The organism is Streptomyces sp. NPDC055400 (assembly GCF_053644375.1).
Map to the genome: position 1 here is coordinate 144,410 of NZ_JBSHLM010000009.1, position 14,634 is coordinate 159,043.

Genomic DNA, 14,634 nt, shown 5'->3' on the forward strand with positions numbered 1-14,634 from the left:
TGAGGATAGATCTACAACAGTTGTTTCGAAAGAGATGTTGTGAAGAGCGGAAAACGTCGACCTGAGCCTCGCGTTCGAGGAGAGGCCGGTTGATGAGCAAGATCGGTAACCTTCTTCAGGTCGGCCACAAGCGGGCCAGGGCCGCCCCTGCAGAAAGTTGCCCCATGCATTGACGTCCGGCGGTCACGTCCCGCATGATCACGGACCATGCACACCGCCGACCCGCATCTTCAGCCGACGCTCGTCGAGCGCCTGCATGTCGACCTGGCCCGGCAGTCCAGCGCCCTGTGTCGCTCCCCCGCTGAACAGCGCCCGCAATCACCGCACTTGCCGCCCTGCACAGTCGCACCCGGGAGTTCTGACATGCCCGCACCCTTCGACGTCCCTGTAACCCGCCGCACCTTCGCCGCGCTGGCCGGAGCCGCCGCCGCGGGCGCCGCCACCACCCCGGCTGCCGGTGCCGCTACGGGCCGGCCGCCGACCGAGCGCCCCAACATCCTCTGGCTCGTGGCCGAGGACCACTACCCGTTCGTCGGCGCGTACGGGGATCCCGTCGCCCGCACGCCGGCCCTGGACCGGCTCGCCCGCGAAGGCGTCCGCTATGAGAACTCGTACTCGACGGCACCAGTGTGCGCGCCGTCCCGGTTCGCACTGCTGACCGGGGTCGCGCCACAGAGCGCCGGGCCCGCCGAGCACATGCGGGCTCTCGGCCGAACTCCCGCATTCCTGAAGGGGTTTCCCGAATACCTGCGCGGAGCCGGTTACTACACCACGAACAACTCCAAGACCGACTACAACGCCGTCGTCGACATGTCGGCCACCTGGGACGCGTCCAGCGCGAGTGCCCACTACCGCGACCGTCCCGCGGACGCCCCGTTCTTCGCGGTCTTCAACGACATGACGACCCACGAGTCGAGCCTGTTCACCGCCCAGGACGGCCGCACGCGCCGCGACGAGATCCGGCTGCCCGCCTATCTCCCCGACACCCCGGAGATCCGCGGCGACTTCGCGCACTACTACGACGCGATGGAGACCATGGACGGCCATGTCGCCACGAAACTCGCCGAGTTGGAGGCGGCCGGCCTCGCCGACGACACCATCGTCTTTTTCTACTCCGACAACGGCGGCGTCCTGCCCCGCAGCAAACGCCACTGCTACGACGAAGGCCTGCGCACGGCGCTGATCGTACGGTTCCCCGAGAAGTGGGCACACCTGGCGCCCCGCCCGGCCGGTTCCGTGGAGCGGCGCGCGGTGACGTCGGTCGACTACGGGCCGACCGTGCTGGCCCTCGCGGGCGTGGACATACCCGACCACATACAGGGCCGCCCCTTCGCAGGAATACGTCATCTGCCGCCGGCCCACTACGCGTTCGGTGGACGCGACCGGATGGACGAGCGCTACGACATGGTCCGTACGGTTCGCGACGAACGCTACCGATACCTGCGCAACTACGCCCCCCACCGGCCGTGGGGCCAGCACGGCGCCTACGCGTGGCTGGCCCGCGGCTACCAGTCGTGGCAGCAGGCCCACCTGGACGGCGCACTCGACCCCGTACAGGACCGCTTCTGGGGCACCAAGCCCGCCGAGGAACTGTACGACCTGCACGCCGACCCCGACGAGGTCCACAACCTGGCCGGCGATCCGGCACACGCCCACACGCTGGAGCGGCTGTCGCGCGCGCTGGACGAGCACATCGTGGCCGTGCACGACAACGGATTCATTCCGGAGGGCAGCGCTGCGGAGGGCTGGGAGGAGAGCAGACGGCCAGGGGCCTACCCCCTGCGCCGCGTCATGCGCCTGGCCCGGCACGCCATCGAACGCGATGTCCGCCATCTGCCGGAGTTCGTGAGGGAACTGGACGACGACAATGAAGTCGTCAGGTACTGGGGTGCGCAAGGACTGCTGCTGCTCGGTCGCGCCGCAGGGCCCGCACTCCCGCGTCTGACGCGGACCCTGCGCACCGACGCATCCGCACAGATACGGATCAGCGCCGCGGAGTCCCTGATCCGCCAGGGCCACCACGTCACCGAGGCTGTGGACTTCCTCAGCCGCACACTCGCCGAGCACGCCGACGTCCGTGTCCGCCTCCAGGCGATCAACGCACTCACGTTCATCGACGCCGGCCTCGCCCGCCCGGCCAGCCCGGCGATCGAGGCGGCGGCCACCAGCAAGGACGAGTACCTGCACAACGCGGGCCGATACTTGAGCTTCATGCTCGACGGAACGTACACGCCGTCATCACCCGTCTACGAACCGGTCACTCCGGCCTGAGCCCACCTCGCCGACCGTCGCACGAGTCGCCGCTGAACGGGATCATCGCTCGACCACGGCATCAGCTCCTCGATGGAGGCGTGGACGGGGGGGCAGGCGTGGTTCATTTTCGTCATCGGCTGGGTGACTACTGCCAGACGCGGATGTAGTCCACATACATGGTGGAGGTGTAGTCCAGAGGAGCGTCCGCAATGTTGCCCTGGGCGTACGGGATGACCTCGTGGGACGCGATGGGAAACTCTCGGACCTGACTGATCAGATTGGGGTCGGTGATGGTGCGGACCACGGTGCCGTCGTAACTGAACGTCATCCGAGTGGATGTCCAGTCCAGGGTGACGGTGTGGTACCAGGTGGTGTCGTGCAGGCCGGGGGCGCTGACGTCGGTGCCGGACTGCTGGTGATCGGCGCCGTATCCGTCCCAGTGGACGGTGACGCCGTACTGGTCGGAGGTGCTGAAGGTCTCCATGATGTCGATCTCGGCGCCGTCCCGCGCTGTGCCGTCCACCACGCCGCCGGGGGTCACCCCGTTGCTGGCCTGCAGCCACGCGGCGGCCAAGTGCCCCTGCGTCGGGGGGATATGGATGCTGTACTCGATGGTGCCGAACGTGAAGTCGAACCGGCCCTGGCTGTCGATGCGGCCGCCGCCGTAGGTACCGTCGCCGACGTTGCTGATGTCGATGGCGAGCGCGCTGTTCGTCACCCGGACGTTGGAGGCCTTGTACCAGTAGTCACCACGGTCGACGTCGAGGATGTTCCACTTGTCGGTGTCCACGCTGGTGCCGGTGAACTCGTCGCTGAAGACGAGAGTGGTCGCGGCCCGTGCTGCCAAGGGCCCGACGTGTGGTTGCGCGTCGAGCGGGGTCGCCGGGTCGACGAGTGCCGGACGGGCGCTTGCGACGGCAGGGCCGTCGGCGAAGGCAAGGGTCCCCGGCAGTGCGGCGACGACCCCGGCCGCGCCCACGGTGCGGATGATGCTGCGGCGTGACATCCCGTTGTCGTGCATGCTGTCCTCCTGGGTTTCGGCTCTGGAGCCCCACGAGGCACAGACGGAGATCCGCCCTCGCCCCGTGAATCAATGGATCGGCTGGTGCTCCTTTCAGGGCACATTCACGGGTGCCGGTCACAACAGCACCGCCGTGGCGCTACCGGTATGCGTGGTCACTGTCACCCGCACCGGGTCAGTGCCTGACGCCGGCACCGCGTTGAGCACGCCGTTGGAAAGGACGGTGATCCGGGCGGCGGGTACACCGTCGAAGTCGACGCGGGTGCCGGGGCCGAATCCGTGGCCCGCCACCAGGACATCACCGCTGTCCGTCGCCTTGTGGGCGTAGCCGACGCCGGGCGCCGTCGAGGTCGTCAGGCGCTGCCAGCGGCCGGTCAGCCCGGCGTGCGCGACGGTGCCGGCGGGCAGGTCGGCGGCGTCCGGCGTGCTGGGGATGGCGCGGTTGCCTTCGATGCGGGTGTCCACCGGTACGGGCGGTGAGCAGTGGAACTCGCCGGTCAGGCCGGACTGGACGTTGCCGGCGTAGTCGAGATGGCCGGTGGTCTGGCAGCCGCCCTGCGCCTGTTTGGCGCCCCACTCCAGGTTTCCGGTCCAGTTCAGCCACTGCGCGCCGGCGTCGTCGTACCAGGTGAAGTTGACGTTGCCCTGGTCATAGGCGACGTTGCCCGACACGGTCAGGCCGTGCGCGATGCTCGCGGCCCGGTCCACCGCACCGTCGGCCGTCTTGATGGTCTGGCCCTGATGCCCCTCGACGTACACCGCGCCGCCGTCCTTGAGGACCTGCATGTAACGGTGGATCAGGTTGTGGCTGATGGTGTTGTCGCTGTTGATGTTGGTGGTGTTCTCGGGATGTGCGGCATTGTCGACGTGGCCCTGGATGACTCCTGCGGAGATGCCGGTGTAGGGCAGGTCGCGCAGTTCGTTGTGGGTGACGAGGGTGTGCTGGGTGAAGAAGAGAGTGATGCCGGCCGCACTCGGGTAGTCGGCGCCGGCATGGTGGATGAGGTTGTTCACCAGGGTGTTGCCCGAGTTGATCTCACGGTCGTCGGCGCCGGCGTCGGAGGGGTGGGGGTCGGTGGTGCTGCCGAGGATGATGCCGTTCCCGGAGATGTCGGCGAAGGTGTTGCCTTCGACGGTGTTGTCGCGGCTGCCGTGTTCGAGGACGAGTCCGGCCGCGCCGAGGTGGCTGAAGGCGTTGCCGCGCAGGACGATGTTGTGGGCGGCGGTGAACTGCACATTTCCGGGTTGCCGGGTGAGCGCGCCGAACGGGCAGGTACCCGGTGGCGTGCCGAAGGTGCAGGTGCCCTGCGGCCGGGTGGGGTCGTCCCCGGTGAGTCGCAAGTTGTCCTGTACGTCGGCGAATCCGGCGGGGCTGCTCGGCTCCAGCCAGGTGGCGTACGCGAAGTCGAGGCCGGAGAAGGTGAGGTTGCGCACCGGTGCGTCGAGCGTGCCGGCGCCGTTCACCAGAGTGCTGAGACGGGGTACTTCCACGTCGAGGGAGTGGATGTCGGCACCGGCGGCGGGGATGTAGTCGAGGACGCCGCGCTCCTGGTCCACGTACCACTGTCCGGGATGCAGGAAGGGGTAGGCGTTCTCGATGCGGGTCGGCGGCGTGCCCGCCTTCATCGAGGGCAGGGAGCCCGACGCCTGGGTGAACGTCGGCCGCTTCGTGACATTGCCCCAACAGGGTTGCTGCATCAGGAGAGTTGAGTCCTTTTCCGACTCGATGCGGCAGCGCGACTGGGTCCAGGGGCCGTTGCCACCGGTGTAGACGAACTCGACCTTGCGCAGTGCGTCCGCGCCGACGGCGTCGAGAAGGTCCTGGCCCCAGGTGGCGGGCGAGGTGGTGTAGCCGCCGCTCGCCGCAGTGAAGGACAGATCCAGGTCGGCCGGGGTCACCTGGGAAATGGGCGCACGCTGGCCGTCGATGTAGACCTGACGGGTGTCGAGGCCCTTGGGCAGCGGAGCCTCCCAGATGTTCTTGTCCTTGTCGCGCAGCCTCCAGTGGGTGATCCTGAGCGCGCCGCTGAGCACCGGATGCGCGCCGTGTGCCGCCGTCCATGTGACCCGGTGAGCGCCGCGGCCGGAGTCCTCGGGCCCGAATACCAAGGGCTTGTCGAGGCGGTACGTCCCGTCGGCCAGTTCCACCACGACGTCGCGCGCCGGCCCCGACGGAAGCAGATGCCGCACTCGGTCCTTGGCTCCCTCGACCGAACACGGATGCCTGGACGAGCATGCGCTGCCGCCGCCGTGAGGGGCCGCGTGCACGACGACGGCGGGCGGTTCACCTGCTGTGGCGGCGCCCGCGGGAAGCAGGACACCCGCGAGGACCGTGGCGAAGGCCAGGGGTACAACGGCCTTTGCGTGTCCCAGACTTGGCATGACGCGGTGACGCATCAGGAGGTCCCCTGTCGGTCGTCGGTGGCGAGGGCGAACACGTGGATCAGCGGGGCCTTGGCGCCGAGAGGCCCCGACGCGGTGGGCAGTGTGACGGAGACAAGGCGCTTGGCCGGGTCGGCGTCGACGTGGACGGCGTACAACTGCGCCGGGCGGGTGGTCTGGGCACGACCGCTGCCGTTGGCCTTTCCCGCGTCGGCGGCGATCGCGGTGGTGGACGGAATCGTCGTGGCGCCCCAGTCAGGCACGGTCACCTCGCTGGTGGCGGTGGTGCCGTCGCCGTAGGCGAGCGTGACCTTGCCGGTGATTCCCGCTGATGTCCCGTACGTGCCGGTGACCAGGAGTCCCACGCGGGCGGCGTGGCCGGTGAGCGGGATGCGCTGACCGTCGGCCACGGCGTTGTCCCGGTCGGTGGCATCCGGCGACGGCAGGACGAAGGCGAATCCGTCAGCCGGGACCGTGCGGCCCCGCTCGACGCCCGCCACCGCGAGGCCCTCGGCGGACAGGCTCGACTGCGCGCCGTCGATGTCGCCGGGCTGAGGGTTGCCGTCCTGCGTGATGCCGATGTTGTCGTAGGCCTCGGTCAGGTCCCGCAGGGGCAGCGCCGACAGCGCCGAGCCCCGCACTCGTCGGCTGCCCTCTCCCATGGTGAAATCGGCCGTCGTCGCGAGCCGGTAGGGGCCCGCGTGCGCGGCCTCGTCGGGCGTGACGGTGAACCGCACGGTGCGGCGCTGATGCGGCGGTAGGGTGACCTGCCGCGCCGGTATCGCGTGCGCCAGGGCGGTGTTGTCCCGGGTGTGCTGCGCAGTCAGGCGCACCTCGACCCGGGGAAGGGCCCGGCCCGTCGTGTTCGTCACCTCGGCCTCGACCACGCTGTGGTGGCCCTGCGACAGATCGCGCGGTGCTCTCACCGTGACGTGTACGTCCTGTGGGGCGGCGAGCACCTCCAGTTCGGCCAGGACCGGCTTGGCCTTCGCGGCGCCGACGAGGCGCACCCACCGGTAGGCGTGCGCGGTGTCCAGGGGCAGCGTCTGCCAGTCGCGCGTCGGCGTCCACTCCACGCTCGTCAGCGTCGTGCACCCGCTGTCCGGTCCGGCGGAGCAGCCCTCGATCCTGACTCCGACCAGCGAGGAGAGGTCGGCGGTCGATGTGCTGCGGGGCAGCAGCCGCACCGCGGCCGGGCGCACCGCGCCGTGTTCCCCGAGATCGAGACCGATGGCCGCACCCGCGGCATCCGCGGCGAACGCGGTCGCCGGGTCGCCGTCGGCGGCGTTCGCCACACCTTCGGGCCCGTACGCCGTGGCGCTCACCGGCCGCGCGTCGGGGTCCGCGGTCTCGGCGACGCCCGGAGCGGTCCCGACGGTGTCGGCCATCGCCTCGTAGTCGAGATAGCTCTCCCTGCGCGGACTGCCCCACGCGGTGGAGGCGAGGATCTGCAGCGGACGCCGCAGATACGACAGCGAGTACGCCTCCGGCGCCGTGTACTGACGGTCGCCCCACTGCGCCATCTCAAGGCCCTGCACGCGGTCCGAGGTGCTCACGGCGTACGTGCGGTAGAGCGCGTCGTCATCGGGGATGTACTGGCCGTTGGCCGTGCCCGGCATGGCCTTGGGGACGACGTACAGGCGCGAGAACTCGTTGCTCACCACGACGTCGTAGCCCTGCTCGATGAACGTCTGCTCGTCGCCCAGCCACGCCTGGATGCGGATGTCCTTGTCGACGGTGACCGAGCCCGCTCCCCCGGCCTGCGGCCACCAGCCCCAGATCTGCATCTTCTTGCCGTGCCGGGCGAGCAGCGCGTTCAGGTGGTTCTCGTACGCGAGGAAGACGTCCTGGGTCCGGGAGTAGCCCTGCGCCTTTGCGTACGCGGCGAGTTCGGGGCACTTGTCCTGTGTGGCGGCGCGTGGTGTCTCGTCGCCTCCGAGGTGGATGACCGGTGAGTCGAAGAGGTCCACGATCCGTTCGGCCAGCCCGTCGAGCCAGGCCACGTTCTGCGGTTTGGTGATGTCGATGGTGAACCCGGGGTCGACCCGGGCGGTGTCGATGATCGCGTTCATGGACGCGCAGTCCCAGCGCAGGCTCGGCCGGTACTTCGACATCGCGGTGGCATGCGCCGGGATGTCGAACTCCGGGAGCACGGTGACGTGATAGCGGGCCGCGTAGTCCTGCACGGCGCGGAGATCGGCGGGGGTGTACGACTGCGCGGCCGCGAGCCCCTCGTAGCCGGGCAGGTCGAGCCGGAAGAACTCCGAGTCGGTCAGGTGCCAGTGCAGGGTGTTGAACTTCGTCCACGCCAGCTGACGGATCGTCTGCTTGATGGACTCCACCGACCAGTACGTGCGCGCGGTGTCGATCATGAGGCCTCGGGTCCGCTGCGCGGGGGTGTCTCGGGTGGAGCCGACCGGGAGCGAGGCGTGGTCATCGGAGGTCTTCAGCATCTGCTCGACCGACTGCTCCGCATAGAAGGCGCCGGCCGGGCCGTCGCCGGAGAGGCGGACCGAGCCCCGGGTCACGTCGATTCCGAACCCTTCGCCGGCGTTGTCCCGCGCGCTGACCTCGACGTCGCCCTTGCGCACGGTGCCACCGGCGACGACCGGCAGTCGCCGAGCGCCCAGCGCGGCCAGGTCGTCGGCGAACGCACGCGCGTCGGCGACCAGCCGGGAGCCGGGTGCACCGTCAACGACGATCCGGGACTGCCGGGTGAGCGTGAACTGGCCGCTTCCGCCCGACCAGTTCTGCAGGGGCGGTACCACAGCGGGGGCGGCTGCGACCTCCGCAGGAGCTGCCGCGGAGGCACCGCCGGGGGCCGACAGCGCCCCGACGACGGCGAGTGCGGCCGCAGCCGCGTTTATCAACCGACTTGCCCTGCGCGGCACTTGGCCACCTCCGAGGCTCGTGGTGTAGACCACGTGAACTGGAGGGGAGGTTACTGAGTCAGGCCGGGCAGCGCCAGAGTGAAGGCAGAGAAACCTCCTCAAGACCTCCGATCAATCGGACAGATCAGACGCAGGTACTTGCGTTCGTACGGGAACCTCGCGGCCGTCTGTTCCTCGCACTCGACGCCGACGCCGGGATTGTCTCCGGGAACCCCGACCGGGTGCGTGGCGCCGAGCACGAGCTCCTCGTCACAGCCGAGCAGCAGCATGGGACCCAGCCGTCAATGTGGGCCAGGAAGTTCGCCGCCCGCACCCTGAACAAGGAACACGCTCGCGCCGACGAGTCCCGTGGCGCGAGCAGGAGGTCGACGCAGGACATGTAGTCGTCCAAGTCCGCCACATCGCCGCCGCAGTGGCTATCAAGAGACCCGAATCGTGTATGACGGCGAACGCCTCGGGTAGCCGAAGGCAATGTGCACCACCATCATCCGACACTGGAGGCGAATCCCATGGGCTTAGGCGGATGCATTCTGCTCATCGGCGCAGGTGCCATTCTCACGTTCGGCACCGACTGGCAGATGCGGAGCGTCAACCTCGATGTGGTCGGCGCGATCATGATGATCGTCGGCGTCATCGGGGTGCTGGCCTTCACCAGCATCGCCAAACGCAGGCGGGTCGTCGTGCCGTCGTCCACTTCGCTCATCGACGAAGAGCGAGATCGGCGTCTCTGATACGAGGAGACAGGTGACCGGAGGACACCGGCAGGCCACTGGCGACTGTCCGCGCCTCCGGCGTATTTGGCCCCAATGGGCCCACACACACGACAAGTTGAGGCACGGGTGAGTCATACAAAGAATCCGCAGACCGCAAAACCAGGCTGACCGTCCGGTGCCGCTTGGCGCCAACTCCTCATAGCCGTCGTCCCGATCGAGTCAGAAGCTGACGAGACCGCCCCGCACGAAACGAGACCGCCGAGTGGCCGTCAATACACCACTCCAACGGACGTGACCCTGCCGCACGGGCGCGCGGGTCCCCATTTGAGGGCAGGGTCGTTCGGGGAGAGAATGAGGGGACAGGCGAACAACAACGGTGCTTCGGACCAGAGGCATCCACCGCGAGCGGCGTTCCGCTCCCCGGTCGATGACGGTCCGGGTGCCGCGCCTTCTTCGCTTCTCGCGGCGGCCCCCACAGCAGACCGTTGAGGAGCGAATTTTCATGCTCACCCACAACCGCGTACCACTCTCCCGGCGCGCGCCGTCGCGTCGTCTGCACGACGACAGCCCAGACACGGCGACTGCCTTCGCCCACCTCGCAGGCCTGAGCGAAGGGCCCGAGCGGGACCTGTTGTGTGAAGAGGTCGTTGAGGCGTGGCTCCCCGTGGCGCACCGTATCGCCGTCCGCTTCCACGACAAGGGCGAAAGCATCGAGGACCTCCGGCAGGTCGCGGCCATGGGTCTGCTCAAAGCGGTCAACAACTACGACCCGCGACGTGGCCGGTTCGAGCCCTACGCCGTCCCCACCATCAGGGGCGAGCTGCGCCGCCACTTCCGCGACCACATGTGGGACGTCCACGTCCCCCGGCGCGTGCAGGACCTGCGCAACACGGTCCGCCGAGCCCGCCGCGACCTCTCCCAGCAGCCCGGCGGCAACTCAGAACCCAGCGTGGCCGCCATCGCCACCCACACGCACCTGACCGAGGACGAGGTCCGCGACGGCCTCAAAGCCATCAACGGCTTCAGCGCCCTGTCCCTCGATGCGGGGCTCCTGCCCTCAGGCGACGACGACGCCTTCAGCCTCGCGGACGCGCTCGGCGCATCCGACGGGGCCTACGACGTGATCACCGACCGGGAAGCCGCCAAGGCCGGCCTGGAACACCTCCCCGAACGCGAACGCACCATCCTCTACATGCGGTTCTTCGAGGACATGACGCAGAGCCGGATCGCGGAGCATTTCGGGATCTCACAGATGCATGTCTCCCGCCTCATCCACACCAGCTGCCAGCGCGTACGCGAGGAAGCCACCCGCGACGGAGAGCAGGGCGAGGACACCCAGGCAGCCTGAAACGACACACAACCGGTCCGGCGCATCGGCGCCCGCCGAGGGTCTGGGCGGGTCTCAGCATCGCGATTGGGCACCCGTGCTCTGGGTGAGCGTGGCCCGGGCCCCTCTGCCCCCGGCGGGAGAGCCACAAGCCTTCGCCCCTCCGTAACTGGAGGGGCGAAGGACTCGGTCACCGCACCAGGCGATTCACGAAGAGGTCAGTTGTGGCGGCGCTTCATGGGCTCAGCAGCGCCTCGGGCACGGTCGTGGACCTCGCGCAGGGATTCCTCACCCTTCGCCTGGTCGGCCCTGCCCTCGGCCTCCTTGCCGCGATCGCCAGTGACCTTGCCGGTCATCTCCTTGGCCTTGCCCTTGGCCTTGCCCGTGCCGCGCTTACCGGCCATGACAACTCCTCGTTCTCTGTGGCGTCTTGTGTGACGCCTTCTCCTCCAACGTAGGAGAGACGAAAGAAGATCGCCCGCGGGACGGTCGCACAGTGTCACCGGGCCTCATGGCCGGAGTCGCGCGCCCGTGAAGGTGGCACGCCGGGGGGCCGGGCGGCTTCTGAGCTGATCGTTCCGCCGCGATCCCGCCTCCAACGCACGCACCCCACGGACATTCAGGGATCGCTAGGAGTGAGCCGAGCGTGCCGCCCCGCCGAGCAGCCGCGAGGAGAGCCGTCAACCACCCGGACCAGAAGTCGCGGGTCGCCGCCGCGCAGTGCTGCGCGGCGGAGGACTACGGGCCGGAGGCCCGTGGTCAGCGCGTGTGCAGCGAACTCATGGATTCCCCAGGTCACACACTGGCCCGACGTCGTGTGTCCGTGACCGTGACGGGTACTCGACCGTTACGGACCCGCGGCCCGGCGGAGGGAGCTGCCGTGAGCGAGAAGGACAAACTGCGGACCTATCGCGGGAAGCGGCATTTCGCCCGGACGCGTGAGCCGAGCGGCGAGCGCGATATGGAGGCCGAGGCGCCACCGGCCATGGGCGAGGAGCCCACGTTCGTGGTGCAGATCCACGACGCGAGCACGATGCACTTCGACTTCCGCCTCGAGGTCGAGGGAGTACTGAAGTCCTGGTCGGTCCCGAAGGGGCCCTCCCCCGACCCGCAGGACAAGCGACTCGCCATCCCCACCGAGGACCACCCCCTGGACTACAGGGATTTCGAGGGCTTGATCCCAGAGGGCGAGTACGGTGGCGGAACCGTCATTGTCTGGGACCGTGGTACGTACCGGCCGACCAGCCATGACAAGCGGAACCGGCCGGTGCCGTTCGGGCAGGCCCTGGAGGACGGCCACGCCACGTTCGAGCTGCACGGCAAGAAGCTGCACGGCCAGTACGCACTCACCCGGTTCCACGGCCGTGAGGAAGCGAGCGACGGGGTCGCCAAGAAGCCGACATGGCTTCTCGTGCGGACGGGTCACGGACACGGGAGCGGTGGCAGGACCCTCGATCCACGGCGGGCCCGCTCGGCCCGCAGCGGCCGAACGCTGCGCCAGGTCGCCGAGGCGCCGGACGCGCCGATATGGGACGCGACAGGTGGTGAGCGGGAATGACCGGCCTGCTGGACGCCCTGCCGCCCGAACTGGACCGCCGCACTCGCGTGGCTGCTCCGGGAGTCGAACTGGCGGCCTCTCCGATGCTGGCGACGCTCAGCGATCGGCGTGACTTCCCCCAGGGCTGGATCTTCGAGCGAAAACTGGACGGCATGAGGGTCCTGGCGGTGCGCGAGAACGGCCTTGTGACGCTCCGGTCCCGTTCCGGGCGACGGCTCGACGCAACATACCCCGAGATCGTCGACGCCCTCGCCGCACAGGACGGTACGGACTTCACGATCGACGGCGAGATCGTCGCCTATTCGCACGGCCGCACGGATTTCGCGCGGCTCCAGCAGCGCATGGGACTCACCCGCCATGCCGATGTCGCGGCAAGCAAGGTGGCGGTGACGTACTACGTCTTCGATCTGCTGCGCCTCGACGGCGTGGACGTGCGTCGGCTGCCGCTGCGCGCCCGCAAGTCCCTCCTGCGACGCTCGATCACGTTCACGGCGCCATTGCGGTTCAGTACACATCGCAACGAGGGCGGTCCCGAACTTCTCGCCGACGCGTGCCGACGGGGCTGGGAAGGACTCATCGCCAAGCGTGCCGACAGTACATACCAGTCACGCCGCTCGGGCGACTGGCTCAAGCTGAAGTGTGCCCGGGGCCAGGAGTTCGTGGTGGGCGGCTTCACCGAACCCGCGGGCAGCCGGGTGGGTATCGGCGCGCTCCTCATCGGCTACTACGAGGGCGGTCGGATGCGCTACGCAGGCAAGGTCGGCACCGGGTTCGACCGGCGCACCCTGCTCGCGCTGCGGCAGGAACTCGACCACCTCCAGGCAGCCGACTCACCCTTCGAGGGACGGATCGCCGAGCGGACCGCCCACTGGGTGCGGCCGCGGCTCGTGGCGCAGATCGCCTTCTCGGAATGGACGCGCGACGGCATGCTGCGCCACCCTCGCTACCTGGGGCTACGAGACGACAAGAACCCGGCCGACGTCGTCAGGGAGCGCGCAGAGCCCTGAGCGACGAGACAGCTTGATGCGGCTGCATACCCCGTCGGTGTACCTCCTGCTCGCGAACACGCGGTCCGCACCCGCCCGCGCGGTGGCAGATGCCCGCTGTCGGCCTCCGCAGTCACTCGCATCTCGCGGCTCGGAGCACACCCCCCATCGCCGGCGTGACGGACCGTCCTCGCCGGGGACATGATGGTGCCGCATAGTTGGATCACACCTGGGTACCGGAGAGCGGAGATGGCAGACCCCCACCCGGCGAACCCACGCCGGGCGGCCCACTCGGAGCCACGAGGGGACAAACGATGTGTGACAACAGCATCCCCGAGGAACTGTTCGCGGCCGCCGCCCAGGACGCCCTGCGCGACCTCCGTCGAGCACCCGACGATCTGGCCGCGCTGGACACGCTGGCCGCCTGCGACATTCTCGTTCCTGAACCTACCGAACTCGACACTCACGACCACTCGGAAGACGGCGGACTGACGCTTCCCGTGATCGACGACCCGCCACACCTCCGCGCCGTCCCCGTCTTCACATCAGCAGAGCGAATGGGGCAGGCACTCCCCGACGTTCTCGAAAGTCACCAGATACAGCTTGGACTGCTGGCAGCCAACTGGCCCACCGACGAAGACCTGGCACTGCTCATCGACCCTGGCCACCACGACGGCGTGATCCTCACAAGTAAAGGCGTACGAGCCCTGCTCGCCCCGCCCCGGTGATGACCGCCACCTCACCGAACACGGATACCCAGGCCTCATGACAGAGGTCGGCGAGGTGGCCAGACAACAGGCCGTGAGCCGTCAGCGGCCGAGAGCCTCGCGCAGCTCCTGCTTGTTCATCGAAGACCGCCCGTCGATGTTGCGCTTCTTCGCCTCCGCGTACAGCTGATCCTTCGTCGGTCCCTGCGCGCCGGTGTGCGAGCGTTCCCCGCCACGCTGCGGGGCCGACTTCTTGTCCTGTGTGGAAGTCTTGCCGGCCGACTTCGATTCGCCCGACCGGGCGCGTTCCTTGTTGACGGTGCGCGCAGCGATCTCTTTCGCCCGGCCCTTCGAAGCACCACGCTCTTCGGCGCTCTCCTTGATGTGCTCATACTGCCGTTCCCGCTTGGGACCAGAGCCTCTGGGCATCTTCTCTCTCCTTGCCTCTGCTGACGTCTCAGCGTCGAGATGCACTGAAACGTACGGGCCGTCGGCATCCAGGGCACTCCAACAGGACGAGCTTCGCAACAGCACACCAGCCGGCTCTACCGGCCGTCTGCCCGCAGCTCCCTGTGGATCTCCGACCATGGCCATCCCTGGAACGGCAGCCAAGGGCGGAGTCGTCCGTTCGTCCACAACGGCCCTACAGCTGGGTGGCCGCTTCCGGCTCGGTGCCGGCATCGGAGAGCCCTCGCACCGCCGCCAGTCGCGCCGCCCACTCCTTCACCGACCACATTGGCTACGTTGCTGAGGTGACCCACGCCATCACGACGGTCCCGTCCACCACGCCCCCGGC

Annotated in this window: 12 protein-coding genes; 6 read left to right on the plus strand and 6 right to left on the minus strand. The window is 68.7% G+C overall.

All coding sequences use genetic code 11. From position 1 onward, the window contains the following. Positions 1 to 363 precede the first annotated feature (363 nt). Complete coding sequence (locus tag ACWIGU_RS24195) at positions 364 to 2,271, plus strand: sulfatase-like hydrolase/transferase (RefSeq protein WP_454403780.1); 1,908 nt, start codon at positions 364 to 366, stop codon at positions 2,269 to 2,271. Between the two features lie 127 nt (positions 2,272 to 2,398). Here the strand turns inward: ACWIGU_RS24195 and ACWIGU_RS24200 are convergent, their stop codons facing one another. The 4 genes from ACWIGU_RS24200 to ACWIGU_RS24215 form a co-directional block, all read right to left on the minus strand. Then, positions 2,399 to 3,274 (minus strand): glycoside hydrolase family 16 protein, encoded by an 876-nt coding sequence (locus ACWIGU_RS24200; RefSeq protein WP_454403781.1) that lies wholly within the window; start codon positions 3,272 to 3,274, stop codon positions 2,399 to 2,401. Positions 3,275 to 3,391: 117 nt separating this feature from the next. Beyond that, positions 3,392 to 5,464: a right-handed parallel beta-helix repeat-containing protein gene (locus tag ACWIGU_RS24205; RefSeq protein WP_454403782.1), complete on the minus strand. Its 2,073-nt coding sequence runs from the start codon at positions 5,462 to 5,464 to the stop codon at positions 3,392 to 3,394. Positions 5,465 to 5,670: 206 nt separating this feature from the next. Then, the gene (locus tag ACWIGU_RS24210; RefSeq protein WP_454403783.1) at positions 5,671 to 8,526 is read right to left on the minus strand and encodes a family 20 glycosylhydrolase; all 2,856 of its coding nucleotides are present in this window, start codon (positions 8,524 to 8,526) and stop codon (positions 5,671 to 5,673) included. Between the two features lie 119 nt (positions 8,527 to 8,645). Further along, entirely contained in the window at positions 8,646 to 8,816 is a 171-nt protein-coding gene (locus ACWIGU_RS24215; RefSeq protein WP_454403784.1) for a hypothetical protein, read from the minus strand. Positions 8,817 to 9,056: 240 nt separating this feature from the next. Between ACWIGU_RS24215 and ACWIGU_RS24220 the strand changes: the two genes are divergently transcribed. Together ACWIGU_RS24220 and ACWIGU_RS24225 are read left to right on the plus strand one after the other, a co-directional pair. Beyond that, on the plus strand, positions 9,057 to 9,278 hold the full coding sequence (locus ACWIGU_RS24220; protein ID WP_356290091.1) for a hypothetical protein: 222 nt from the start codon (positions 9,057 to 9,059) through the stop codon (positions 9,276 to 9,278). A 484-nt stretch (positions 9,279 to 9,762) separates the two neighbouring features. Beyond that, a complete protein-coding gene (locus ACWIGU_RS24225) occupies positions 9,763 to 10,608 on the plus strand; it encodes a SigB/SigF/SigG family RNA polymerase sigma factor (RefSeq protein WP_454403785.1) in 846 nt (281 codons plus the stop codon). A gap of 197 nt (positions 10,609 to 10,805) precedes the next feature. Here the strand turns inward: ACWIGU_RS24225 and ACWIGU_RS24230 are convergent, their stop codons facing one another. Next, positions 10,806 to 10,991: a CsbD family protein gene (locus tag ACWIGU_RS24230; RefSeq protein WP_454403786.1), complete on the minus strand. Its 186-nt coding sequence runs from the start codon at positions 10,989 to 10,991 to the stop codon at positions 10,806 to 10,808. Between the two features lie 476 nt (positions 10,992 to 11,467). Here ACWIGU_RS24230 and ACWIGU_RS24235 point away from each other — a divergent pair, with 476 nt between their 5' ends. From ACWIGU_RS24235 to ACWIGU_RS24245, 3 genes are all read left to right on the plus strand, one after another. Continuing rightward, entirely contained in the window at positions 11,468 to 12,145 is a 678-nt protein-coding gene (locus tag ACWIGU_RS24235; RefSeq protein ID WP_454403787.1) for a DNA polymerase ligase N-terminal domain-containing protein, read from the plus strand. After that, positions 12,142 to 13,152 (plus strand): non-homologous end-joining DNA ligase, encoded by a 1,011-nt coding sequence (gene ligD / locus ACWIGU_RS24240; RefSeq protein WP_454403788.1) that lies wholly within the window; start codon positions 12,142 to 12,144, stop codon positions 13,150 to 13,152. Before ACWIGU_RS24235 ends, ligD begins: the two co-directional genes overlap by 4 nt. A gap of 293 nt (positions 13,153 to 13,445) precedes the next feature. Continuing rightward, a complete protein-coding gene (locus tag ACWIGU_RS24245; RefSeq protein ID WP_454403789.1) occupies positions 13,446 to 13,859 on the plus strand; it encodes an SseB family protein in 414 nt (137 codons plus the stop codon). A gap of 81 nt (positions 13,860 to 13,940) precedes the next feature. Here ACWIGU_RS24245 and ACWIGU_RS24250 read toward each other — a convergent pair whose 3' ends face one another. Next, a complete protein-coding gene (locus ACWIGU_RS24250; RefSeq protein WP_454403790.1) occupies positions 13,941 to 14,267 on the minus strand; it encodes a plasmid stabilization protein in 327 nt (108 codons plus the stop codon). Positions 14,268 to 14,634: the final 367 nt, after the last annotated feature.